Annotated in this window: 19 protein-coding genes and 1 pseudogene; 11 read left to right on the top strand and 9 right to left on the bottom strand. The window is 63.0% G+C overall.

All coding sequences use genetic code 11. From position 1 onward, the window contains the following. Positions 1-3: 3 nt before the first annotated feature. From SAZ10_RS24590 to SAZ10_RS24620, 7 genes and pseudogenes are all read left to right on the top strand, one after another. A complete protein-coding gene (locus SAZ10_RS24590; protein WP_318612034.1) occupies positions 4-1,167 on the top strand; it encodes an acyl-CoA dehydrogenase family protein in 1,164 nt (387 codons plus the stop codon). A 241-nt stretch (positions 1,168-1,408) separates the two neighbouring features. Then, positions 1,409-3,574, top strand: coding sequence for an acetate--CoA ligase family protein (locus tag SAZ10_RS24595; protein WP_318612035.1), 2,166 nt, complete (start codon positions 1,409-1,411; stop codon positions 3,572-3,574). 409 nt (positions 3,575-3,983) lie between these two features. Next, positions 3,984-4,835, top strand: a pseudogene (locus tag SAZ10_RS33650) (ISAs1 family transposase); the annotation flags it as partial. A 289-nt stretch (positions 4,836-5,124) separates the two neighbouring features. Continuing rightward, positions 5,125-5,907: a carnitinyl-CoA dehydratase gene (locus SAZ10_RS24605; protein WP_318612037.1), complete on the top strand. Its 783-nt coding sequence runs from the start codon at positions 5,125-5,127 to the stop codon at positions 5,905-5,907. A gap of 396 nt (positions 5,908-6,303) precedes the next feature. Beyond that, positions 6,304-7,680 (top strand): family 16 glycosylhydrolase, encoded by a 1,377-nt coding sequence (locus tag SAZ10_RS24610; protein WP_318612038.1) that lies wholly within the window; start codon positions 6,304-6,306, stop codon positions 7,678-7,680. A 396-nt stretch (positions 7,681-8,076) separates the two neighbouring features. After that, a complete protein-coding gene (locus tag SAZ10_RS24615) occupies positions 8,077-9,456 on the top strand; it encodes a family 16 glycosylhydrolase (RefSeq protein WP_318612174.1) in 1,380 nt (459 codons plus the stop codon). Between the two features lie 149 nt (positions 9,457-9,605). Continuing rightward, complete coding sequence (locus SAZ10_RS24620) at positions 9,606-10,127, top strand: CAP domain-containing protein (RefSeq protein WP_318612039.1); 522 nt, start codon at positions 9,606-9,608, stop codon at positions 10,125-10,127. 131 nt (positions 10,128-10,258) lie between these two features. On the opposite strand, the gene SAZ10_RS24625 is transcribed toward SAZ10_RS24620, so the two are convergent. From SAZ10_RS24625 to puuE, 8 genes are all read right to left on the bottom strand, one after another. Further along, positions 10,259-11,923 (bottom strand): ABC transporter ATP-binding protein, encoded by a 1,665-nt coding sequence (locus SAZ10_RS24625; RefSeq protein ID WP_318612040.1) that lies wholly within the window; start codon positions 11,921-11,923, stop codon positions 10,259-10,261. Continuing rightward, positions 11,916-12,767: an ABC transporter permease gene (locus SAZ10_RS24630; protein WP_318612041.1), complete on the bottom strand. Its 852-nt coding sequence runs from the start codon at positions 12,765-12,767 to the stop codon at positions 11,916-11,918. Before SAZ10_RS24630 ends, SAZ10_RS24625 begins: the two co-directional genes overlap by 8 nt. Next, the gene (locus tag SAZ10_RS24635) at positions 12,764-13,723 is read right to left on the bottom strand and encodes an ABC transporter permease (RefSeq protein ID WP_318612042.1); all 960 of its coding nucleotides are present in this window, start codon (positions 13,721-13,723) and stop codon (positions 12,764-12,766) included. The genes SAZ10_RS24630 and SAZ10_RS24635 overlap by 4 nt, the downstream gene beginning before the upstream one ends. Before the next feature lie 76 nt (positions 13,724-13,799). Next, a complete protein-coding gene (locus SAZ10_RS24640; protein ID WP_318612043.1) occupies positions 13,800-15,389 on the bottom strand; it encodes an ABC transporter substrate-binding protein in 1,590 nt (529 codons plus the stop codon). A gap of 208 nt (positions 15,390-15,597) precedes the next feature. Beyond that, positions 15,598-16,191, bottom strand: a complete 594-nt coding sequence (locus tag SAZ10_RS24645; protein WP_318612044.1) for a nucleoside deaminase — start codon at positions 16,189-16,191, stop codon at positions 15,598-15,600. 1 nt (position 16,192) lies between these two features. Next, entirely contained in the window at positions 16,193-16,696 is a 504-nt protein-coding gene (locus SAZ10_RS24650) for an ureidoglycolate lyase (protein WP_318612045.1), read from the bottom strand. A 210-nt stretch (positions 16,697-16,906) separates the two neighbouring features. Continuing rightward, on the bottom strand, positions 16,907-17,752 hold the full coding sequence (locus SAZ10_RS24655) for a bifunctional allantoicase/(S)-ureidoglycine aminohydrolase (RefSeq protein WP_318612046.1): 846 nt from the start codon (positions 17,750-17,752) through the stop codon (positions 16,907-16,909). 11 nt (positions 17,753-17,763) lie between these two features. After that, positions 17,764-19,197 (bottom strand): allantoinase PuuE, encoded by a 1,434-nt coding sequence (puuE, locus tag SAZ10_RS24660; protein ID WP_318612175.1) that lies wholly within the window; start codon positions 19,195-19,197, stop codon positions 17,764-17,766. A 182-nt stretch (positions 19,198-19,379) separates the two neighbouring features. Between puuE and uraH the strand changes: the two genes are divergently transcribed. The 4 genes from uraH (at position 19,380) to xdhC (ending at position 24,816) form a co-directional block, all read left to right on the top strand. Then, entirely contained in the window at positions 19,380-19,751 is a 372-nt protein-coding gene (gene uraH / locus SAZ10_RS24665; protein WP_318612176.1) for a hydroxyisourate hydrolase, read from the top strand. A 1-nt stretch (position 19,752) separates the two neighbouring features. Next, on the top strand, positions 19,753-21,234 hold the full coding sequence (gene xdhA, locus SAZ10_RS24670) for a xanthine dehydrogenase small subunit (RefSeq protein WP_318612047.1): 1,482 nt from the start codon (positions 19,753-19,755) through the stop codon (positions 21,232-21,234). A gap of 10 nt (positions 21,235-21,244) precedes the next feature. Then, positions 21,245-23,590 (top strand): xanthine dehydrogenase molybdopterin binding subunit, encoded by a 2,346-nt coding sequence (gene xdhB, locus SAZ10_RS24675; protein WP_318612048.1) that lies wholly within the window; start codon positions 21,245-21,247, stop codon positions 23,588-23,590. Between the two features lie 266 nt (positions 23,591-23,856). Next, the gene (gene xdhC / locus SAZ10_RS24680; RefSeq protein WP_318612049.1) at positions 23,857-24,816 is read left to right on the top strand and encodes a xanthine dehydrogenase accessory protein XdhC; all 960 of its coding nucleotides are present in this window, start codon (positions 23,857-23,859) and stop codon (positions 24,814-24,816) included. On the opposite strand, the gene dps is transcribed toward xdhC, so the two are convergent. After that, on the bottom strand, positions 24,817-25,305 hold the full coding sequence (gene dps, locus SAZ10_RS24685) for a DNA starvation/stationary phase protection protein Dps (RefSeq protein WP_318612050.1): 489 nt from the start codon (positions 25,303-25,305) through the stop codon (positions 24,817-24,819). It abuts the gene before it with no gap. Positions 25,306-25,507 lie beyond the last annotated feature (202 nt).

A 25,507-nucleotide genomic window follows, 5' to 3' on the forward strand; every position in this document is an offset into this window, starting at 1 on the left:
GCGATGAATTTCGGCCTGTCCGAAGAGCAGAAGCTGATCGTCGATACGACGCGCGCCTTCGTCGAGAACGAGCTCTATCCGCATGAACAGGAGGTAGAGCGCAGCGGCCATTTGCGGATCGACCTGATCAAGGACCTGCAGGCGAAGGCGATCGCAGCCGGGCTATATGCCGCCAACATGCCGGCCGAGGTCGGCGGGGCGGGGCTCGATACGCTGACCTGGCTGCTCTACGAGAAGGAACTCGGTCGGGCGAATTATGCGCTGCACTGGACCTGCGTGGCGCGACCTTCAAATATCCTGCTCGCCGGCACCGAAGAGCAGAAGGAGAAATATCTCTATCCCTGCATCCGGGGCGAGAAATGGGATTGCCTTGCCATGACCGAGCCCGGCGCCGGCTCGGACCTGCGCGGCATGAAGGCGACGGCAGTTCAGGACGGCGACGACTGGGTTCTCAACGGCACAAAGCATTTCATCAGCCATGCCGACATCGCCGAGTTCGCAATCGTCTTCATGGCCTCGGGCGAGGAGGACTCACCTCGCGGCAAAAGGAAGAAGATCACTGCGTTCTTCGTCGACAAGGGGACCAAAGGCTTCACCGTGCGCGAGGGTTACCGCAACGTCTCGCATCGCGGCTACACGAACTCGATCCTGGAATTCGACGACTGCCGGCTGCCCAAGGAGCAGGTCCTCGGCGAGGTGCACAAGGGCTTCGAGGTGGCCAATAGCTGGCTCGGCGCGACGCGCCTGCAAGTGGCCGCCACCTGCCTCGGTCGTGCAGAACGGGCGCTCGGCCATGCGATTGCCTATGCGGCGCAACGCGAGCAGTTCGGGCAGCAGATCGGCAAGTTCCAGGGCGTCTCGTTCAAGCTCGCGGACATGGCGACGGAGCTGAAGGCGGCCGAGCTGATGGTGCTGGAGGCCGGCTGGAAATACGACCAGGGCACGGTCACCGATCAGGACATGGCGATGGCCAAGCTCAAGGCGACCGAAATGCTTGCCTTCGTCGCCGACGAGGCGATCCAGATCCATGGCGGCATGGGCCTGATGGACGACCTGCCGCTGGAGCGCATCTGGCGCGACGCGAGGGTGGAGCGGATCTGGGAGGGAACGAGCGAGATACAGCGGCATATCATTTCTCGCGCGCTGCTTCGGGCGGTGGGGGGATGAACTTGTCGGGATTTGCTACTCGCGCGGGCAGGGCGCCCTTTCGCGCCCCCCTCTGTCCTGCCGGACATCCCCCCCACAAGGGGGGAGATTGGACGGCCGCTTTGGTTTCGCCAACCGGCAGCGTGGCAGAACAAGCGCCGTCAAAAATGAAGGCTGATCTCCCCCCTTGTGGGGGAGGTGTCCGGCAGGACAGAGGGGGGCGCCGTAGAGCGCCTGCCTTCCCGTGTGGGGAGGCTCATCCATGAACCGCCTCGAACGCCTCCTTCGCCCGCGTTCCATCGCCGTCGTCGGCGGTGGGGCATTCGGCACGAATGTCGTCAAACAGTCACTGAGAATGGGCTTTACCGGCGACATCTGGCCTGTTCACCCAAGCAAGAGCGAAGTGGAAGGCGTCAGGGCATATCGGACCGTTGCGGAACTGCCTGGCGCGCCCGATGCCACATTCATCGGCGTCAACCGCAACCTGACGATCGAAATCGTCGAGCAGCTCGGGGAGCGCGGCGCGGGCGGCGCGATCTGCTTCGCGGCCGGCTTCCTCGAGACCGGCGATTACGATGCGGACGGCGCGCGCCTGCAGCAGCAGCTTGTCGCGGCCGCGGGCGATATGCCGATCATCGGGCCGAACTGCTACGGGCTCATCAACTATGCGGATGGCGCGCTGCTGTGGCCGGATCAGCATGGCGGTGCCCGGCTCGCGCCAGGCATGCGCGGCGTCGGCATCATCACCCAGTCGTCCAACATCGCCTGCAACATCACCATGCAGAAGCGTGGCCTGCCCATCGCCTTCCTGATGACGGCGGGCAACCAGGCCCAGACCGGGCTTTCCGAGATGGCGCTGGGTCTGATTGAGGACGAGCGGGTCTCGGCGCTCGGGCTCCACATCGAAGGCTTCGATTCGGTCGCCGGCTTCGAGCATTTCGCGGCGCGGGCGCGTGAACTGAAGAAGCCCGTCGTCGCCATGAAGGTCGGTCGCTCGGAGCATGCGCGCGCCGCGACCATCTCGCACACTGCTTCGCTCGCCGGTTCGGACGCGGCATCGGAGGCTTTCCTCAAGCGGCTCGGCATCGCTCGTGTCCATACGATCCCGTCGCTCCTCGAAGCGCTGAAGCTTCTCCATGCGGTCGGACCAATAGCAGGCAGACGGCTCTCCTCGATGAGCTGCTCGGGCGGCGAAGCCTCGGTGATGGCCGATAGCGCCGAGGGACGCGGTGTCCACTTCCCGAAGCTGACCGAAGCGCATCGCGCAGAGGTCAAGGAAACGCTGGGGCCGCTGGTCGCAGTTGCCAATCCGCTCGATTATCACACCTTCATCTGGAACAACGAGCAGGCGATGACCTCGACCTTCACGGCGATGGTGTCGGGCGGCTTCGACCTCAACATGCTGGTGCTCGATTTCCCGCGCGGCGACCGCTGCTCGGATGCCGACTGGTGGCCGACGGTCAATGCTTTCGATGCCGCGCTGATGTCGAATGCAGCGAAGGGCGCGATCGTCTCCTCGATGGGTGAGAACCTGCCGGAAGAGCATTCGGCCGAGCTGCTCAAGCGCGGCATTGTGCCGATACACGGCATTGCCGAGGCGTTCGACGCAGCCGAGGCAGCGGCGTTCATCGGCGAGGCGTGGGCGAGACCTGCCACGTCTGCCGTATTCGGCTTGCATGGCGAACTGGCGGAGGGCAAAGGCGACAAGGCACCCCCACCCCTAACCCCTCCCCACAAGTGGGAGGGGGATGATCGCGCTCAGCTCGACGAGGCAGAAGCCAAAGCGCTGCTGGCCAAAGCCGGATTGCCGGTGCCGGGAGGCCGGCGCGCGACCGATATCGAGGAGGCTGTGGCCGCCGCAAAGGCGATCGGCTTCCCTGTTGCGCTCAAGGCACTCGGGATCGCGCATAAATCCGAGCAGGCCGCACTCAAGCTCAACCTGACCGACGAAATGGCGGTGAGAGCCGCGGCGGACACGCTGAGCGGCCTGGGCAATGGGCTCTATGTCGAGCGCATGGTCGCGGGTGGAGTGGCCGAACTGATCGTCGGCATCACGCGCGACCCGATCTTTGGGCCGGTGATGACGATCGGTTCCGGCGGCGTGCTTGTCGAGCTGTTAAAGGATAGCGCGACGCTGCTTTTGCCCGCATCACGCGGCGAGATCGAAGCGGCACTCCGCGGGCTGAAGCTGTTCCCGTTGCTCGATGGTTATCGCGGACGGTTGAAGGCCGATATTGAGGCCGCTGTCGAGGCGATCCTCGGGATTGCCGACTTTGCCGTCGCGAATGCAGCCGCCATCGAGGAACTCGACATCAACCCGCTCATCGCCTGCGCGGAAGGCCAAGGCGCGTGGATCGCGGATGCGCTGCTGGTGCAGCCTTGTCTTCTCCCTGTTTACGGGGAGAAGGTGGCCCGAAGGGTCGGATGAGGGGTAGCGCTGAGCATGGAAACGTTGGTGCTGCCCCTGAGCTGCCTGCCGGCATCTCCCCGTCGACGGCAGGGAACTCGCATGTGGCGCGGCGCCGGTGCCCCCCTCCCCCTTGTGGGGAGGGATTCAGGGTGGGGGTTCCCACGCGATTACCCCTTGATGTTAGCTGAAGCAGACGGCACCTCCGGCTTGGCTTGGCGCGCGGCGGACCCCCACCCTGAATCCCTCCCCACAAGGGCAGGGGAATCGCATTTGAGTAGATCGGAAACGGGTTGCCAATTGTCGGATTGTGGATTCTTGGGAGGGCTCCACTATAGGGGAGCCCTCGATGGAAATGATCCAGGCTGTATTTGGTCATCTCGATCCGCGCCGCCAGAACGCCCGGCACGATTTCGGCGAGATACTGTTCATGGCCTTCGCCGCCATGCTGTGCGGCGCCAAGAACTGCTCCGACATCTGGCGCTTTGCCCAGGAGAAGGAAGAAATGCTGCGTCAGGTGCTCAGCCTGGCCCACGGCATCCCGTCGCACGACACCTTCTCGACGGTGTTTCGCAAGCTTGTCCCAACGGCCTTCGCCGAGGCGTTTGCCAGCTTCATGGGCCATGTCGCAGCCGCCGCCGGCGGCACGCGGCAGATCGCGCTCGACGGCAAGGCCATGCGCGGTGCTTTCGAGAGAGGCCGCCAGTTCGCGCCGCGCATGATGGTGTCGGCCTGGGGAACGGAGCTTCGCATAACGCTGGCGGCGCTGCCGGTGCGCGGCGGCAACGAAGCCAGAGCGGCCGTCGAGTTGTTGCGCCTGATCGACCTGCGCGGCGCCACAGTTACGGCCGATGCGCTGCATTGCTCGGCGCGCATGGCCGAGGAAATCACACGACGCGGCGGCAACTACGTGCTGGCCCTGAAGGGCAATCAGGGGCCGCTGTGTGCGGATGCCGAACAGCTCGTCGCCGGCCGCCCATCGCCCAAGGCGGCGATTGCCGTCACCGAGGAGCAGGGCCACGGACGCCAAGAGCGGCGGGCGGCGCGTGTCGTGCGCGCGCCGGGGCTTGGCCGCAAGCATGGCTTTCCCGGCCTGGCGGCGATCGGCGAGGTCCATCGCACGCGTGAGATCAACGGCAAACGGGAGGAAGAGCGTTGCCTTTATGTGCTTTCGCGGCCGATGTCCGCCGAGGATCTGCTCGCCGTCGTGCGAGGTCATTGGGACGTCGAGAATGGCCTGCACTGGCAGCTCGATGTGATCTTTCGCGAGGACGAGTGCCGCTCCCGCAAGGACAACGGCCCCGAAAATCTCGCTCTGCTGCGGCGCTTCTGCGTCAATACTTTCCGAGCCGACAGCAAAAAGGACACCATGCGCGGCAAAATGATGCGCGCAGGCTGGAACGACTCCTACCTGTTCCAGCTCATGACTCAAATGCGACAGCCCTGCCCACAAGGGGGAGGGGGTCGTCAGCGTCGCGCCTTCCATATGCGATCGCCCTGCCGCAAGCGGCGAGAAGACCATCGGCCGCTTCGCCTCACGACCTCCGCGCCAACCGCAAAGGTGATGTTCCATGTCCGATGTGATCAAGACCCGCCGCGAGGGCACAATTCTCGAAGTGATACTGGACAGGCCGAAGGCGAACGCCATCGACCTCGCCACGTCGCGGCTGATGGGCGAGACCTTCAAGGCATTCCGCGACGACCCCGAACTGCGCGTGGCGATCGTCAAGACCGCTGGCGACAAGTTCTTCTCCGCCGGCTGGGACTTGAAGGCTGCCGCGGCAGGCGACGCGGTCGACGGCGATTACGGCGTCGGCGGCTTCGCCGGGCTGCAGGAGCTGATCGACATGAACAAGCCGGTGATCGCCTGCGTCAACGGCATGGCGGTGGGCGGCGGCTTCGAGCTGGTGCTCTCTTGCGATCTCATTTACGCCTCCGATCAGTCGAGCTTCGCGCTGCCGGAGATCAGGGCAGGCACGCTTGCCGACGCCGCGACGATCAAGCTGCCGAAGCGCATCCCCTATCATGTCGCCATGGATCTGCTGCTCACCGGCCGCTGGATGAATGTCCAAGAGGCGCATCGCTGGGGACTGGTCAACGAGGTGCTGCCCAAGGAAAGGCTGGAAGAGCGCGTCTGGGAAGTCGCCCGGCTGCTGGCCTCGGGCCCGCCACTGGTTTTCGCGGCGATCAAGGAAGTCGCGCGCGAGGCTGAAGCGATGAGCTTCCAGGAAGCGATGAACTGGGTCACCAAGCGCAAATTCCGCACCGTGGACACGCTCTACGGGTCGGAAGACAATCTTGAAGGCTTTCGCGCATTCGCCGAAAAACGCGATCCCGTATGGAAGGGAAGATAGTCGCAGCGTATACCGAGCTAATCGGCGCCTAGCGCATCGGCCGAAAAGTTCGACGCGTAACCAAAGCGATCGATCGGCGTGGAGATCCAATTTGGGCGCGCCGCCTATCGACGCGAATTATAGTGACCTTGGCCACCATACGATCGGGCGCGTGTCAAGCGAGCTACACCGGTCGAGGCCTCTCGCAAGCGGCGAATGATCCCTCGAATTTTAATACATGTTAAAATTCTTGATTGCGCGCCTGCAAAAACAGGCGGGCCTTGTCACGTCATTGGTGTTAGGGCTCCGGCGGGGGCGAGCGCACCGGACTTTGAATAATTCCGTTGCGTAAACAGTGACATAGGGTGCAGCTCCGAAATTATCGGTGCGCAAAAAGAAAAAGAGCAGGACCTCAGAATGACCTATGTACTGAACGCCAAAGGCGTTCCACTTTACTATAGTTCGCCATCAACACATTGGTATTCGAGAACGACGTCAGGATCACTTAACGGTAGCGGCTCCCACGACTCGCTCTACGGGGACAGCCCTCTCGACATCACCATGTATGGCGGCGCCGGCGACGACATCTATGGCATCTACTCCGCCAAGAACAAAGCGGTCGAATATGCCGGACAGGGGATCGACACGATCAACACCTGGATGGATTACAAGCTGCCGGACAATTTCGAGAATCTTACCGTCACCGGCGACAAGCGCTTCGCCTTCGGAAACTCGCTGAACAACATCATCAGCGGTGGCCCCGGCCAGCAGACACTCGACGGCTTCCAGGGCGACGACGTTCTCAAAGGCGGCCCCGGGGCGGACACATTCATTGTGACCAAAGGAAATGGCAGCGATCTGATCCTGGACTTCGGGGCGGACGACTCCGTTCGCATCGGCAGCTATGGCTTCACGTCCTTCGATCAGGTGAAGTCCAATATGGTCCAGGTCGGTGCGAATGTCCGGCTCAATCTTTCGAGCACCGAATCTCTGGTGTTTGCCAACAAGACCATCGGCCAGTTTTCCGCCAATCAGTTCAAGCTGGCGGTCGACAAAGCACACATGCACCAGACCTTTTCGGACGATTTCAACACGCTCAGCCTTTGGAATGGCTCGAAAGGTACCTGGGATTCGAACTACTGGTGGGGCAAGGAGAACGGTCACACGCTGGACGGCCAGCAGAATTGGTTTATCGACACGGACTACGGACCGACCAAATCGGTCAATCCCTTCAGCGTCGAGGACGGCCATCTCACAATCACCGCGGCCAAGGCCCCTGCCGACATCCAGCATTATATCGATGACTACAAATACACGTCGGGGCGGCTGACGACCCACGAGTCGTTTTCGCAGCTCTATGGCTATTTCGAGATGCGCGCGGAAATGCCGACAAACGAAGGTGCCTGGCCGGCTTTCTGGCTGCTGCCGGAGGACGGCTCGTGGCCGCCGGAGCTCGACGTCGTCGAGATGAAAGGGCAGGAGCCGAACACGCTCATTCAGACCGCGCATTCGAACGCGACTGGAAGCCACACGCAGGTCAGGTCGAATCCCACTGTCGAAAGCACCGAAGGCTACCATACCTACGGGGTGCTCTGGACGGACAAAGAGCTGGTCTGGTATTTCGACAATACCGAGGTGGCGCGCGCAGCCACGCCTGCCGATATGCACAAGCCGATGTACATGCAAGTGGACCTGGGAGTGGGCATGACGGACACGCCGGACCTCAGCACACCGGCCCAAATGCATGTCGACTATGTCAAGGCCTATCAGCTGAACAACGACTGGGTCAGCTGATTCCGGTTGTTGGGCGGTAGGGAGGCCCAGCCGCCTGGCAAAAAGCCACACTGCGCACCCGCTGGTGCGCCGCTTCGGTCCGATGCTAAGGACCAGCCTAATGAGCCACGCGCGGCAGGCGAACAGCATCGCGCTTGCCGCGCAGGAAGGCCTCGACCCTTTTGGTCGAGGCGCTCGCCGCTCCCGGAGCGGCGAATGTCTGCAGTGAATTTTACCAACTGATAACTTTGTCAATCAATCGCCCCGAGAAGCGGGCAACCTGATCTCGCTTTCGATGTTAGGCCTTGGACCGGAGGCAGGCGCACCGGAAGCTTTCGAGCCAACTTCGCTTGCAGAACCAGGAGAGTTATGGCGCGGCTCCGATCGGTCGGCGTCAAAGAGGAAGAGCAGGACAGAATGGCTTATGAACTGAACGCCAACGGCGTTCCGCTTTACTATAGCGGGTCTTCCACCCACTGGTATTCTGCAACCAGTGCAGGATCGCTTTACGGCAGCAGTTCCAACGACTCGCTATATGGCGACAGTAGCATTGCAGTCACGATGTTTGGCGGCGACGGCGATGACATCTATTATCTCTACTCCGGTAAGAACAAGGCGTTTGAATATGCCGGCCAGGGGATCGACACGATCAACACCTGGATGGATTACAAGCTGCCGGACAATTTCGAGAACCTGATCGTCACCGGCGACAAGCGCTTCGCCTTCGGAAACTCGCTGAACAACATCATCAGCGGCGGCTCTGGCTCGCAGACACTCGACGGTTTCGAGGGCGACGACATTCTCAAAGGCGGCGCCGGTGCGGACACCTTCATTGTGACGAAAGGCAATGGCAGCGACCTGATCCTGGACTTCGGGTCGGACGATCTGGTTCGCATCGGCAGCTACGGCTTCACCTCCTTCGATCAGGTGAAGGCCAATATGGTCCAGGCCGGAGCGAATGTACGGCTCAATCTTTCGAGCAGTGAATCTCTGGTTTTTGCCAACAAGACCATTGGCCAGTTTTCCGCCAGTCAGTTCCAGCTGGCGATCGACAAATCGCACATGCACCTCTCATTCTCGGACGATTTCGACACGCTCAGCCTTTGGAATGGCTCGGACGGCACCTGGGATTCGAACTTCTGGTGGGGCAAGGCGAACGGCAGCACGTTGGAAAGCCAGCAACAATGGTTCATTGACACCGACTACGGACCAACCAAGTCCGCCAATCCATTCAGCGTCGAGGACGGCCATCTCACAATCACGGCGGCCAAGGCGTCGACTGACATCCAGCCTTATATCAACAACTATAAATACACGTCGGGTCTGCTGACGACCCACGAGTCCTTTTCGCAGCTCTATGGCTATTTCGAGATGCGCGCCGACATGCCGTCAAACCACGGTGCCTGGCCGGCCTTCTGGCTGCTGCCGGAAGACGGCTCGTGGCCGCCGGAGCTCGACGTCATCGAGATGAAAGGACAGGAGCCCAACACGCTCATTCAGACAGCGCATTCGAACGCGACCGGACAGCACACGCAGGACAGGTCTAATCCCGCTGTCGAAAACACCGAAGGCTACCACACTTACGGGTTGCTTTGGACCGACAAAGAGCTCGTCTGGTACTTCGACGATACTGAAGTGGTGCGCACAGCCACGCCTGCCGATATGCACAAGCCGATGTACATGCTTGTGAACCTGGGACTTGGTGGCATGGCGGGAACGCCGGACCTCAGCTCGCCTGCCGAGATGCATGTCGACTATGTCAACGCCTATCAGCTGAACAACGACTGGATCGTCTAGCTGCGGTTCTTGAGCGGCAGGGAGGCCCACTCGCCCGGCAAAAGCCACAATCCGCAGTATCCGTCCATCTGGGGACGAGACCGCGAATGCGCGATCTCCGGACAACGCGAAGCGCCGATGGCATCGAAGGGAAGGACTGCGGAGAGGGCATGACCGGGCAGACTGTGCAAAATCAGGGCGCCACCCGAACGCGTCCTGCTCTGGCAGCGCCGATTGCTGCGCTGCTTGTTTCGCTGATCGGGCTGTCAGCCTGCGGAACCTTGGGGCCGGGCGTCGTCACCGAGAGCGGCGGCGTGACCCGGTCGGCGCTGGGCTACATGAACCAGGCGCGCCAGGCAAATGGCGTCGCTCCGGCCGCGCCGGACGCGAGATTGGAGCAGGCTGCGCTCGAGCAGGCGCGCTACATGGCTTCCGCGGGCAGGATGACGCATACCACCCGTTTGGGCCGCGACTTCGTCTCCCGCAAGAACGCCAACAGGATCGATGGAGCGGCTGCAGAGAACGTCGCGGTCGACTACGGCAACCCTGACATCGGCCGCATCATGAAGATGTGGATGGCTTCGCCGGGGCACCGGCGCAACATGCTCAACCCGGCCTACAGCCATTTCGGCGTCGCCTCTGCGGCAGACGACAAGGGCAGGCATTATTGGGCGATGGTGCTGGCCAAATAACGGCTGGCGATATCAATCGGCTGGATCGCCGCGCCGCTCTGTCTCTTTGTTTTTGCATCGGATTTGTCCGAAAACCGCTGCGTACTTTTTCGCTGACGCGGTCCTTCGGTTCGGCCCGATGCATTAGCAGGTCAATTCCCCGCGCTCTCCATCCGTCGGCCTTTGATCGCCTTCTCCAGCCAGCCGATCTCCATCTCCGGGACCGAGGACAACAAGAGGTCGGTATAGGCGTCGAAGGGAGGCGCGAGCACCTGGCCCTTCGGCCCATAGCGCACCACCTCTCCGCGATACATGACGGCGATGGAATCGGCTATGGACTTCACCGTCGCGAGGTCATGGGTGATGAACAGATAAGCGACGTGCTCTTCCGCCTGCAGGTCCAGCAGCAGCTTCAATATGCCGTTTGCGACCAGCGGGTCGAGCGCGCTCGTCACTTCGTCGCAGATGATCAACTTCGGGCTGGCGGCGAGCGCGCGGGCGATGCAGACGCGCTGCTTCTGCCCGCCGGAGAGCTCGGCCGGATAACGCTGGGCGAAGCCTTTCCCCATCTCGATCTTCTCGAGCAGCTCGGCGACCTTGCGGTCGCGCTCGGCACCTTTGATGCCGAAATAGAATTCAAGCGGCCGGCCGATGATGGTGGCGACCGTCTGGCGCGGGTTCATCGCCACGTCGGCCATCTGATAGATCATCTGCAATTCGCGCAGCTGGTCCTTGGTGCGGTCGGCGAGCCGGCGCGGCAGCTCCTTGCCGGCAAAGCCGATGGAGCCCTCCTGCGGAGGCAGCAATCCGGTGATCGCGCGCGCGAGCGTCGACTTGCCGGAACCTGATTCCCCGACGACGGCAAGGGTCTGGCCAGGGCGAATGTCCACCGAGACATTTTTCAGAACCTTCACGCGGCCCTGGCCGTAGCCTGCGGTGACGTTCTGCACCGACAAGAGAGGCGAGCCTTCCGGATTTTTCTCCGCATGGGGGATACGGTGCACCGACACCAGCGCCTTGGTGTATTGCTGGCCCGGCTCCTTGATGATCTGCCGCGTCGCGCCCCATTCGACCAGCTTGCCGTGGCGCAGCACCATGATCTCGTCGGCGACCTGCGCGACGACGGCGAGGTCATGGGTGATGTAGAGCGCCGCGACATGGGTGTCGCGGATCGCGTCCTTGATGGCGGCCAGCACGTCGATCTGGGTCGTCACATCCAGCGCGGTGGTCGGCTCGTCGAACACGATGAGGTCGGGTTCGGGGCAGAGCGCCATCGCGGTCATGGCGCGCTGCAACTGGCCACCGGAGACCTGGTGCGGGAAACGCATGCCGAAGTTCTCGGGGTCCGGCAGGCCGAGCTTCCTGAACAGCGCGACGGCTCGCTTTTCCGCCTCGGGGCGCTTCATGACGCCGTGCTTCAACGCGGCTTCGACGACCTGATCGATCAGCCGGTGCGCCGGGTTGAAGGCGGCGGCCGCCGACTGTGCGACGTAACAGACCTCGCGACCGCGCAGCTTGCGCAAGCCCTGAACACCGCCGTTCAAGATGTCGCGGCCGTTGAGGATCACCTCGCCGCCGATGATCCTGCATCCGCCGCGGCCATAGCCCATCGAGGAAAGGCCAATTGTCGACTTGCCGGCGCCGGATTCGCCGATCAGGCCCAGCACTTTGCCGCGCTGCAGCGTAAGCGAGATGCCGTCGACGATGGTGACCGCATGCGGGTCCTCGCCGGGCGGATATACGGTCGCCTCAATTTTCAGACCGCGGATATCGAGCAGCGGCCCGCTTGCCTCCTTGCGCTTGCCCGCCTCAGACATTGCCGCGCCCTCCCTTGAGGCTGGTGGTGCGGTTCAGGATCCAGTCGGCCACGAGATTCACGGAGATCGCCAGCGCGGCAATTGCCGCAGCCGGAATCAAGGCAGCCGGAACGCCGAACACGATGCCGTCCTTGTTCTCCTTCACCATTCCGCCCCAGTCGGCCTCCGGCGGCTGGACGCCGAGGCCGAGGAAGGATAGCGCCGACAGGAAGAGCACCGCGTAGATGAAGCGTAGCCCGAGTTCGGAGACGAGCGGCGAGAGAGCGTTCGGCAGGATCTCGCGGAAGATGATCCAGGCGCGACCCTCGCCACGCAGCTTCGCCGCCTCGACGAAGTCCATCACATTGATGTCGACGGCCACCGCACGCGAGAGACGGTAGACGCGGGTCGCATCAAGGATGCCCATGACCAGGATGAGCGTCAACAGGTTCGAGGGCAGGACCGACAGGACCACGAGCGCAAAGATCAGCGTCGGGATCGACATCAGAAGATCGACTAGGCGCGACATCACAAGATCGAACCACCCGCCGACCACGGCGGCGGTGAAGCCCAGGAGCGAGCCAAGCATGAACGAGATCGCGGTAGCGACCGCGGCGATGAAGATGGTGGTGCGCGCGCCGTAGATCATGCGCGAGAGCAGGTCGCGACCGAGATTGTCGGTGCCGAGCCAATGTTCGGCCGACATCGGCAGCCAGACGTCGCCGACGATCTCGCCGAGCCCGTGCGGCGCAAGCAGCGGCGCGAAAACGGCCGTGATCCCGAACAGGGTCGTGAAGAACAGGCCGATCGCGGCGCCGATCGGAATGCGCGGCAGGGCGGGCCTTCTCGTCGTCGTCACGCTCATTTCGGGTGCCTCAGCCGCGGGTTGGCGACGATCGCGGCAATATCGGCAATGATATTCAAGCCGATATAGACCGCGGCGAAGATCAAGCCGACCGCTTGCACCACCGGCACATCGCGCTTGGCGACGTGGTCGACAAGATATTGCCCCATGCCGGGATAGACGAAGATCACCTCGATCACGACGACCCCGACAATCAGATAGGCGAGGTTCAGCATCACGACATTGATGATCGGCGCGATCGCGTTGGGAAAGGCGTGGCGGCGGATGATCTCTATCGGACGCAGCCCTTTCAGCTCAGCTGTCTCGATGTAGGCCGACTGCATGACGTTGAGGATCGCTGCGCGTGTCATGCGCATCATGTGGGCGAGCACCACGAGCGTCAGAGCTGTGGCCGGCAGCGCGATCGCCTGCATGCGCTCGATGAACGGCATCCCTTCGTAAACGGTCGAGATGCCTGGGAATATCTGCCATTTCACCGCGAAGAAATAGACGAGCAGGTAGCCGATGAAGAATTCCGGAAGGGAGGTCGAGGCGAGCGCCAGGCCGGAGATCAGCTTGTCCACGAAGCCGTTGCGATAGCGGACCGCGATGAGCCCCAGGATGATCGCAAGCGGCACCGACACGACGGCTGCCCAGAAGGCAAGGAACAGAGTGTTCCAGAGCCGCCCGCCGAGCGAGGAGGCGATGTCCTGCCCGCTCGACAGCGCCTTGCCGAGATCTCCGGTGAGCACGCCGCCCAGCCAGCGAAAATATCTGACGTAAGCCGGGTCGTTGAGACCCAGCTCCTGGCGCAAATTGGCAACCGCTTCCGGCGTGGCCGACTGTCCGAGGATCGACGCCGCGACGTCGCCGGGCAGGATCTGCGTGCCGACGAAGATCAGGACGGAGACTGCAAGCAACAGCACGATGCCCAGCGCGACGCGCTGAGCGACCAGTTTCAGGATGGTGGCGGACATCTGTAGCCTGGCACGGAGCCTCTGGAACGAGCGGGCGGCAGCGGAAGGGCCGGCCGACCGGCCGGCCCTTCAATGATTAGGCTTCGAGCCAGCAGAGCGCCAGCGCGTAGCCGTTGCACATCTCCTGCGCGGGGTTGGCCGTCCAGCCCTGCACGCCCTTGCCGCTTGCGTCGATATACTGGTTGAAGAAGGGCACGATCAGGCCGCCCTCGTCGCGCATCATCACCGCCATGTCGCGATAGATCTTCTTGCGCTTGCCCTCATCGAGCTCGCCGCGGGCGGTGATGATCATCTTGTCGAACTGCGGCCGCTTCCAGCGCGTGTCGTTCCAGTCGGCGTTGGAGATATAGGCGGTGGAGTACATCTGGTCCTGTGTCGGGCGGCCGCCCCAGTAGGAGAGCGAGAAGGGCTGCTTGTTCCAGACTTCCGACCAGTAGCCGTCGCCCGGCTCGCGCTTGATCTCGATGGTGATGCCGGCCTTGGCGCAGGACTGCTGGTAGAGCTGGGCGGCGTCCACCGCGCCGGGGAAGGCCACGTCGGACGTGCGCAGCAGGATCGAGCCCGAGTGGCCGGATTTCTTGTAGTATTCGGCCGCCTTGTCGGGATCGAACTTGCGCTGCTCGATGTCGTTGGAGAACAGCGGATAGGCTTCGTTGATCGGGAAGTCGTTGCCGACCGAGCCGTAGCCGCGCAGGATCTTGGAGAGCAACTCCTCGCGATCCATGGCGAGCTTGAGCGCCATCCTGAGATCGTTGTTGTCGAAAGGCGCGGTGTCGCAGAACATGTTGAACGGATAAAAGCCGCGGCCTGACACCGTCTGGATCGTGACGCCGGGAACGCGCTTGATCAGGTCGACGATCTTCGGCTCGACGCGATTGATCATGTTGACCTGTCCGCCCTGGAGGGCGGACATGCGCGCCGTCGGATCGTTGATGACGACAATCTCCACTTGATCGGCATGGCCGAGCTTGTCGCCCTGCCAATAGTTGGCGAACTTCTCGCCGCCGTAGCGCACGCCCGGCTCGTTGACGGTGACCTTGTAGGGGCCTGCGCTGATGCCGGCGTTCGGGTTGTCCTTGCCGCCGTTCGGCTGGATGACCAGATGGTAGTCCGCCATGAGATAGGGGAAGTCCGCATTCGGGTCCTTGAGCGTGACGATAGCCTCGTCGCCGTTCACCTTCATGCTGTCGATGCCCTGCAGGATGCCGAGCGCCGCCGACTTCGACTTGGCGTCGGCATGGCGTTCAAGCGTCGCCACCACATCGTCGGGCGTCACAGGCTTGCCGTCGTGGAACTCGATGCCCTTGCGGATCTTCATGGTCCAGGTCTTGGCGTCAGGGCTTGAGCCGATCGATTCGGCGATGCGGTAATCGAGGCTGCCGTCGGGCGCCAGTTCCACCAGCAACTCGCCCCAGCACTTGCCGAAGTTAAAATTCACTTGGCTGAGGTTGAGCGCCGGATCGAGCACATTCGAGGATTCGCCGCCCTGCAGGCCGGCTTTGAGGAGGCCGCCCTTGACCGGCCCTGCGGCGCGGACGGCGCTGGAGAGAAGCGAATTGGCGAAGGTGGCGGATACGCCGAGGGCAGCGGCGCGACCCAGAAAATCGCGCCGGCTGAGCTTGCCCTTGGCGACGTATCGGCTCAGGAATTCGAGTTCATTCGACATGCTAGTTCCTCACTCTGTTGGTAACGACCGCAGCGTTCTTGTTGGCTGTTGAGCGTCGATATTGGACGCAAGGGAAAGCTGCTCGCAAGGCCGAATGCGACATTGCGTGGCGTAATTGGCATGCCGTTCCTGGACCAGCGGCGCCCGGCTGAGGTGAGGACGGTGGACTCCTGGCCGCAAGCGGCGCACGGCTGTCTGTTTGCGGCCTTCAGCTCAGCGGAATGTCGTTCCCGCTTTTACCCACCTGATAGCGCTCCGAGAGCTGGTCGTAGCGGGCCGATATGCTTGCGATACGGTCCTGGAGACGCGAGCGTTCCGGTTCAGGTAACTCGCGCACGAGCTTCTTCAGCGAATAGCTCTTCCAGTAGGCGTTCTCGGCGCTGTAACCGCCGGGGTCGAGCCTGAAGACCTCCTTCAGGATCCTGAGGTCGTGTGGGATAGCGAAGCTGTCACGCGAATCTTCGTGGCTGAAGAGATAGTAGAAATTGTCGAAGCCGGCCCAGGTGATCGCCGAGAGGCAAAGCGAGCAGGGCTCGTGCGTGGCGAGGAAGATGCAATCCTTGGTGTCCGGCCGGTCGGCCTTCGGCATCTCGTAGAAACGCTTCAGGCAGTGGACCTCGCCGTGCCAAAGCGGATTTTCCAGCTCGTTGTTGGTCTCGGCGATGACAAGCGAGCGGTTGGACTTCCTGAGGATCGCCGCGCCGAACAGCTTGTTGCCTTTGGCGACGCCGACCTCGGTGAGCGGCACCACGTCGTTCTCGATCACGTCGAACAGGCGATCGATCAGCGAGATGTCCACCATATCAGCCCTCGACCGGCAGGTGGATTTCGTATGGCTGGTCGAAGAAATGTTCTTCGATGTTCGAGCCGTCACCACCGCGGTCGACGACCAGGAAATCCTGAGGCCCGCCGAGCGGCGTCAGCACACCGTGCCAGAGATTGCGCCGGTAGTTCACGCCCTGGCCGGGTTGGGTCAGGAAAGCATGCGGCTCGCCAGGACCGGATTGGGTGTCGGGGCATACGACCACCAGGAACGGGCGCGGCGAAAGCGGCACGAAGGCCTGACTGCCGAGGGGGTGCCGCTCGACCATGGCGAGTTCCAGCGGAAGCTGGTAGGGCCTACTTTTGACGATCGAGATCAGCACGCGCGCGTTCGGGCCCTCCGCTTCGGCGGCGGCCAAGGCGTGGAAGCGCTCTGCCTTGCCGCCGTTGATCGGGTAGTGATTGTCAGTGCCGGTATCGATGACGTCGCCGAATGGGGCGAAGGCTTCGCGGGTGAGCGGGCGGGCGGTGATGATGCGGGTCATGGCACTCGCGTCCTGTTTTGCGCAGGCGCCCTACGGCGCCCCCCTCTGTCCTGCCGGACATCTCCCCCACAAGGGGGGAGATCGGCTGTCATTATCGGTTTCGCTAATTGCCGACGTTGCCAATTGGCGAAATCAAACCGGCCGTCCAATCTCCCCCCTTGTGGGGGAGATGTCCGGCAGGACAGAGGGGGGCAACGTAGAGCGCCAGCATCACCGGGCTGTCTTTCCGAATGTCGATCCCAACTTCGCGTGCCGATTGACGTCCTTGTAAAGCAGATAGCGAAAACGGCCGGGGCCGCCCGCATAGCAGGCCTGCGGGCAGAAGGCGCGCAGCCACATATAGTCGCCGGCTTCGACCTCGACCCAATCCTGGTTGAGGCGATAGACCGCCTTGCCTTCGAGAACATAGAGCCCGTGCTCCATAACATGGGTCTCGGCGAACGGGATCACTGCACCGGGCTCGAGGGTGACGATGGTCACATGCATGTCGTGGCGCATGTCGGCGGGGTCGACGAAGCGCGTGGTCGCCCATCTTCCTTCAGTGCCCGGCATCGGGAAGGGCTCGATCTCCGCTTCGTGCGCGAAGATCGGTTCCGGAAAAGCGATGCCTTCCACCTCTTCATAGGCCTTGCGAATCCAGTGGAAACGGACCGGTTCGCCGGCCTCGTTGCGTATGGCCCATCTGCTTCCCGGCGGAATGAAGCCGTAGCCTCCAGGCTTCAGCACCTGCCTTCTGCCCGCAAGCGTGACAGTCAGCTCGCCTTGCGTGACGAACAGGACGCCTTCTGCGCCGGAATCCGGCTCCGGCCTGTCGCTGCCGCCGCCGGGCGCAACTTCCATGATGTATTGCGAGAAGGTCTCGGCGAAGCCCGACAACGGCCGCGACAGGACCCAGAGTCGGGTATTCTCCCAGAACGGCAGGTAGCTCGTTACTATGTCGCTCATCACCCCTTTCGGGATGACGGCATAGGCCTCCGTGAACATGGCGCGGTCGGTCAGCAGCTGCGTCTGCGGCGGCAGCCCTCCGTTCGGCGCGTAGTAGGTTCGACCGGTCATGCCCATCTCCCTCATGACGGCAGCAGGTCGCGAAGCCGCAACAGCGCGATGCGTTCGACCTCTCTGCAGGCCGTATCGAATTCGGTCGCGCGATCATTGCCGATGCGCTTCTCGAAGGCTGCCATGATTTCCTGCTTGGTCTTGCCCTTCACCGCCATGATGAAGGGGAAGCCGAAATTGGCGACATAGGTGGCGTTGCGCTCCAAGAAGAGCTCGCGCTCCTCGTCCGTCAGCGCATCGAGGCCGGCGGAAGCCTGCTCCTTCGCCGATTCCGGCGTCAGGCGCTTCGCTGTGGCGAGCCGGCCGGCAAGGTCGGGATGCGCGTTGAGCACACCGAGGCGCTCGGTCTCGCTTGCCGCGCGGAAAGCCCGGCAGAGCGCATTGTGGAGCCCGCCGGCACTGTCATGGGCTGGGCCCAGCTCCAGCTCATAGGCACGCTCGGCGACCCAGGGCGAGTGCTCGAAGATCCCGCCGAACCGATCGATGAATTCCTCACGCCTCATTCGAGACGGCCTGAGCGCCGCCGGCGAATAGGCATGCGTCTCCTGCCAGTGGCGGGCGATATCGATGCGGCGCGCGAGCCAGACCTTGTCGTGGCTCTTCACATAGTCGACGAAGCGCTTCAGCGCCGCGGCGCGGCCCGGCCGGCCGATGAGGCGGCAATGCAGGCCGATATTCATCATTCGCGGGCGGCCGTCGCGCCCCTCTTCGTAGAGCGTATCGAAGCTGTCCTTCAGATAGGCGAAGAACTGATCACCGGAGTTGAAGCCTTGCGGCGTGGCAAAACGCATGTCGTTGGCGTCGAGCGTATAGGGAATGATGAGCTGCGGGGCGATTGCATTGCCGTGGCCGTCGTGGTCCAGCCAATAAGGCAGCTCGTCGTCATAGGTGTCGGAGACATAGGCGAAGCCGCCTTCTTCCGCCACAAGCTTGACCGTGTTGACTGAAGTCCGGCCGGTATACCAACCCGTCGGCCGTGCGCCGGTCACCTCGGCATGCAGCTTTATCGCGGCGGCCATGTCACTCCGCTCGTCTTCGAGCGTGTGGTCGCGATAGTCGATCCATTTCAGCCCGTGCGAAGCGATCTCCCAGCCGGCTTCCTGCATGGCCGAGACCTGATCCGGCGAGCGCGCGAGCGCGGTAGCGACGCCATAGATCGTGACCGGCACCGCGGCCTCGGTGAACATGTGGTAGAGCCGCCAGAAGCCGGCGCGAGCTCCGTATTCATAAATCGATTCCATGTTCCAATGGCGCTGGCCGATCCAGGGCTGCGCGCCGACAACTTCGGACAGGAAAGCCTCGGAAGCCTTGTCGCCGTGGAGCAGGCAGTTCTCGCCGCCTTCCTCGTAATTGAGAACGAACTGGACAGCCACATAGGCGCCGCCCGGCCATTTCGGGTCGGGCGGGTTCGCGCCGTAGCCTCGCATATCTCGTTGGTAGCGCATCATTCCCCGTTGCCGGCGCATGCCGGTTCCTGCTGATTTTCACCATAATGCAAAGGGTATTGAGGCCATTCCCCTGAAAAATTTGAAAGTCTTTTTGTGGCCTTCCGCTTCACCTGGACTTATGCATGGCATTTAATGCCTCGCAATCGGCCGGTTGAGCTTGCCGGTCTCAAAAGGGGAGGCTGAGTGTGGCCGCTGGCAACACAGGACGTCTGACGACCCACGTGCTGGACACTGCGGCCGGCCGGCCCGCGGCTGGGCTGACGATCGCGCTTTATCGCGTGGAAGGCGACCGGCGGCAACATCTCAAGACGGTCTCGACCAATGCCGACGGCCGCTGCGACGCACCTCTGCTTGCGGGCGACGAGTTTGCAGTGGGCGAGTACGAGATCGTCTTTGCTGCCGGCGACTATCTCCGCCGGCAGGGTGTCAGCCTTGCAGAGCCCGCTTTCCTCGACCGCGTGCCGATCCGGTTCGGGATAGCCGAGCAGGCGCATTATCACGTGCCGCTGCTTCTCTCGCCCTACGGCTATTCCACCTACAGGGGGAGCTGAGTTGGCAAACATTAAAACCCGCGCCGAGATCCGCTTCATCCTCAATGGCGAGGATATTGCGCTGACCGATGTCGCGCCGGACGAAACGCTGCTCGATTATCTCAGGCTAAGACGGTCGCTCACCGGCACCAAAGAGGGCTGCGCGGAGGGCGATTGCGGCGCCTGCACGGTGCTGGTCGGGCGGCTCGCTGCCGGCAAGCTGGTCTATGAAGGCGTCAATGCCTGTATCCGCTTCCTCGGCTCGCTCGACGGCTGTCATGTCGTCACCATCGAGCATCTCGCGGCCAGGGACGGCAGGCTGCATCCCGTCCAGCAGGCGATGGTCGACTTCCATGGCTCGCAATGCGGCTTCTGCACGCCCGGATTCGTGATGTCGCTCTATGCGCTTTGGATGCGCAGCCCTGAGCCGACAAATGCCGAGATCGAGAAAGCCCTGCAGGGGAACCTGTGCCGCTGCACCGGCTACGAGGCCATCGTGCGCGCCGCACAGGCCGTCTCGAACTATGGCAAGGCAGCCGAGGATCCGCTCAATGCCGAGCGCAAAGCGATCGCCGCAAAGCTTGCCGCGCTCCGCGACGGCACCCGCATCGAGATCGGCGAGGACAGGCGGCGGCTCATCGTGCCGGCCTCCGTGGACGATCTTGCGAACGTGCTGGAGGCCGAGCCGAAAGCGACCATCGTCGCAGGGTCGACGGATGTCGGCCTTTGGGTGACGAAGTTCATGCGGGAGATCGCGCCGGCCGTCTTCATCGGCGGGCTCGACGAACTGAAGGAAATCTCCGAGGCCGAGGGCACGATCCGCATCGGCGCCGGCGTGACCTATTCGGAAGCCTTCGCGTTTCTGTCGAAACGGATTCCGGCATTCGGCCCGCTGATCGATCGCATCGGCGGCGACCAGGTGCGCAACATGGGCACGATTGGCGGCAATATCGCCAACGGCTCGCCGATCGGCGACACGCCGCCGCCGCTGATTGCGCTCGGCAGCACAGTTGTGCTGCGCAAGGGCAGCAAGCGGCGGGAGATGCCCCTGGAGGAGTTCTTCATCGCTTACGGCAAGCAGGACCGCAGGCCCGGCGAATTCGTCGAGGCCGTAGAGGTGCCGCTGCCGGCAAAGGGTTCGCAATTTGCCGTCTACAAGATCACCAAGCGCCGCGACGAGGACATTACCGCCACGCTCGGCGCCTTCTACCTGAAGCTCGCCCAGGACGGCACGGTGGCTTCGATCCGCATCGCCTATGGCGGCATGGCTGCGACGCCGAAGCGAGCCAAAGCCGTTGAAGCGGCGCTTGCCGGCAAGCCTTGGAACGAGGAAACGATCGAGGCAGCGCTCCCGGCCTACGGGGAGGATTTCGCGCCGATCACCGATATGCGGGCCTCGGCCGAATACCGGGCGCTCGCCGGGCGCAATCTGCTCAGGCGTTTCTATTTGGAAACGGCCGGCGCCGAGGGGCCCGTGCAGGTGTCGAGATACGAAGTGGCGTGAGGGGATAGTGATGAACAAGCACGCCGCGCTCGACCTCAAGGCTGAAAAGATCACCGGCGGGGTGGCCACCGAGCAGCGCCACGATTCCGCGCACAAGCATGTCTCAGGGCAGGCGCTCTACATCGACGACATAGCCGAGCCGGCCGGGACGCTGCATGGCTGCCTCGGCTTGAGCACGGTCACGCACGGCAAGATCATCTCGATGGACCTCTCCGCCGTGCGCGCCGCGCCCGGCGTCGTCGACGTTCTGACGGCCAAGGACATTCCCGGTGAGAACGACATCTCGCCCACCGGCCGCGACGACGAGCCGGTGCTTGCCGCCGACCAGGTGCAGTTTTTCGGTCAGCCGATCTTCTGCGTGATCGCCAGGACGCGCGAGGAGGCACGCCGCGCCTGCCGCCTGGCGAAGGTCGACTATGAGGAACGGCCCTTCGTCATCGATGTCGGCGGGCTCGATCCGAAGAAGGACAAGCTCGTTACGCCGCCACTCACCCTCAAGCGCGGCAATGCCGCCGAAGCGATCGCCAAGGCGCCGCGCCGGATCAAGGGCAAGATGCGCGTCGGCGGGCAGGAGCACTTCTATCTCGAAGGCCACATCGCCATGGCGATCCCCGGCGAGGACCAGGACGTCACGGTCTACTCCTCCACCCAGCACCCAAGCGAGGTCCAGCACATGGTGGCGCATGCGCTTGGCGTGTCCTCGCATGCGGTGACGGTAGAAGTCAGGCGCATGGGGGGCGGGTTCGGCGGTAAGGAGACGCAAGGCAACCAGTTCGCGGCGCTGGCTGCGATCGCCGCAAAACGGCTCGGCCGTGCGGTGAAGATCAGGCCCGACCGGGACGACGACATGACCGCTACGGGCAAGCGGCACGATTTCATGATCGATTACGAGGTGGGCTTCGACGACGAAGGCAAAATCCTCGGCGTCGACTATATCTATGCCGCGCGTTGTGGCTTCTCGTCGGATCTTTCGGGGCCTGTCACGGACCGGGCGCTGTTTCACTGCGACAACGCCTATTATTTCCCGGCCGTGCATGCGCAATCCGCGCCACTCTATACGAACACCGTCTCCAATACGGCCTTCCGCGGCTTCGGCGGGCCGCAGGGCATGATCGGCGCCGAGCGCGTGATCGACGAAATCGCATTTGCGGTCGGCAAGGACCCGCTCGAAATCCGCAAGAAGAATTTCTACGGTGTCAGGGATCGCAACGTGACGCCCTATCACCAGACGGTCGAGGACAACGTCGTCCACCGCATCATCGAGGAACTCGAGGCGAGCTCGGATTATCATCGCCGGCGGCGTGTCATCGCCGCGTTCAACAACAATAGCCGCATTATCAAGCGCGGCATTGCGCTCACGCCGGTGAAGTTCGGCATTTCCTTCACGGCCACGCATTTCAATCAGGCCGGCGCGCTGGTGCATGTCTATACCGACGGCTCGGTGCATCTGAACCACGGCGGCACCGAGATGGGGCAGGGGCTCTACGTCAAGGTCGCACAGGTTGTGGCCGAGGAGTTCCAGATCGATCTCAACCAGGTGAAGATCACGGCAACCACCACTGGCAAGGTGCCGAACACATCGGCCACCGCGGCGTCCTCGGGTTCAGACCTGAACGGCATGGCGGCACAGAACGCCGCGCGGCAAATCAAGGGGCGGCTGATCGATTTCGCTGCGGATAAATATTCCGTGCCGCAGGACCAGATCGTGTTTCTGCCGAACCGTGTGCGGGTCGGCAACCAGGAGATGCCCTTCGTCGATCTGGTGAAACAAGCCTACATGGCCCGCGTCCAGCTCTCGGCAGCGGGCTTCTACAAGACGCCGAAGATCCATTGGAACCGCGACAAGGGCGAAGGACATCCCTTCTATTATTTCGCCTACGGAGCGTCCTGCTCCGAAGTGTCCATCGACACGCTGACCGGCGAATATGTGGTCGAGCGCACTGACATCCTTCATGAAACCGGACGGTCGCTAAACCGGGCGATCGACCTCGGCCAGATCGAGGGCGGCTTCATCCAGGGCATGGGCTGGCTCACCACAGAGGAGCTCTGGTGGGACGAAAAAGGGCGGCTGCGCACCCACGCGCCGTCCACCTACAAGATCCCGCTCGCATCAGACCGGCCGAAGATCTTCAACGTCGCGCTTGCCGACTGGTCGGAGAACCGCGAGGCGACCGTGCATCGCTCCAAGGCAGTCGGTGAGCCGCCTTTCATGCTGGCGATGTCGGTGCTGCACGCGCTTTCCGACGCGGTGGCAAGCGTTGCCGACCACAAGATCTGCCCGCGCCTCGACGCGCCTGCCACGCCTGAGCGTGTGCTGATGGCGGTGGAGCGGCTGAAGGGGGCGGCTCGGAGCTAGCTCGATTGGCGTTGGGGCCGTTCGAAGCGCTATATTACCGAAATGACGGTGCTCTACGTCGCCCCCCTCTGGCCTGCCGGCCATCTCCCCCACAAGGGGGGAGATTGGCTGTCATCGATGATTTCGCCAATCTTCGACCTTGGCTATTGGCGAAACCAAAGCGGCCGTCCGATCTCCCCCCTCGTGGGGGAGATGGCCGGCAGGCCAGAGGGGGGCGCGAAGGGGCTCAAGCCTCTCGATGCTTTCGCTATCTGGCGAGGCGTCCCATGACTTCCTCCGCTCAGCGCCTAAGAAACTTCCTTGATGCCGCCCCGGCCGCAGCCTTCGTCGAGGTCGCCGAAGCGAAAGGGTCCACGCCGCGTGAGAAGGGCGCCTGGATGCTGGTTTCGCGGACGGCGATCTTCGGCACGATCGGCGGCGGGCAGCTGGAATTCATGGCGATCGACCAAGCGAGGCGGGTGTTGGTGCGATCCACTTCTGCCGACGTCGGTGCCGCCCCTCACCCTTACCCTCTCCCCGCGCGCGGGGAGAGGGGGACTTCAACGTTGGTGCCCCCCTCTCCCCGCGCGCGGGGAGAGGGTAAGGGTGAGGGGCGGCGCGACGATAACAAGGTAAGCCTCGACATCCCGCTAGGCCCCGAAATCGGCCAGTGCTGCGGCGGGCGCGTGGAGGTGGCAATATCGCTCGTCGACGAACGCCGACGGGAAATGCTGCTCGAGATGGCCGAGATCGAGGATCACAAGCTGCCGCAAGTGCTGATTTTCGGCGGCGGCCATGTCGGTCACGCATTGGCTGCTGCTTTCGCGCTGCTGCCGCTAAGACCCGTGGTCGTCGAGACACGCGCCGACGCGCTGGAAGGCATGCCGACCGGCGTCGAGACGCGGCTGACGCCGATGCCGGAAGAGATGGTGCGCGAGGCGCCCTCGGGTAGCGCCTTTGTCGTGCTGACCCACGACCATGCCCTCGACTTCCTGATCGTCGCGGAAGCCTTGAAACGCAGGGATGCCGCCTATGTGGGCATGATCGGCTCGAAGACGAAGAAGGCGACGTTCCGAAGCTGGTACTTGAAGACAGCAGGCGGAACCGAGCCGCAGTTTGCGCGCCTCGTCTCGCCGATCGGCGGCGACACCGTCAGGGACAAGCGCCCCGCCGTCATCGCCGCTCTGGCCGCCGCCGAGATCATGACGGCGCTGCTGGCCCGCAATCCGGCAAATGCAGAAGCCTGATTACGCCTTTTCCTGGATGTGGGCTTCCAGGAACCACAGCGATTTGTCGAGCGCGCGCGAATAGGCTGTGAAGATATCGGCCGTATCGGCGTCGCCCGCCTCGTCGGACTCCGCGATTGCGGCGCGCGCCAATTTCGCCGTCGCCGCATAGCGATCGATCAGCGCCTCGAGGTGATCCCGGATCTTGTAGATGTCGGTCGGATAGGCGGGGAGGGAGCTCGACTTCGCGACGGTCTGAGAGGTGCCGAGCGCGGTGCCGCCGAGCTGCACGGCGCGCTCGGCGATCGTATCGACATGCTCGTCGAGCTCGGTGCGGAAGCCGTCTAGCATCTCATGCACAGCGATGAATTGCGGTCCCTTGATGTTCCAATGCGCCTGCTTGGTAATGAGGGCGAGGTCGATCGCCTCGGCGAGGCGGGCGTTCAGTATCTCGATCGAGCTCTTGCGGGAATTGGACTTCAGGTCGTTCTTCGTTTCGTGCATCGACATGCTCGTCTCCTGGAGGTGCTGCAATACCGAGATAAACCCGCCACGCGATAGGAATTTAGAAGATAGGTCGCGCTCCGCAATTGTGCCAAGGCATAGCTGGACGGGCACTGCCAGAAAACCGTGGACGTTTCGAGCAGGATGAATTGGAGCGGAGCCATTCATCCTGCTCTAACTCCTTGTTTTAGCGCATGACCTTCTCCAA

This window comes from Mesorhizobium sp. BAC0120 (assembly GCF_033542235.1).
Taxonomy (GTDB): domain Bacteria; phylum Pseudomonadota; class Alphaproteobacteria; order Rhizobiales; family Rhizobiaceae; genus JAWRCU01.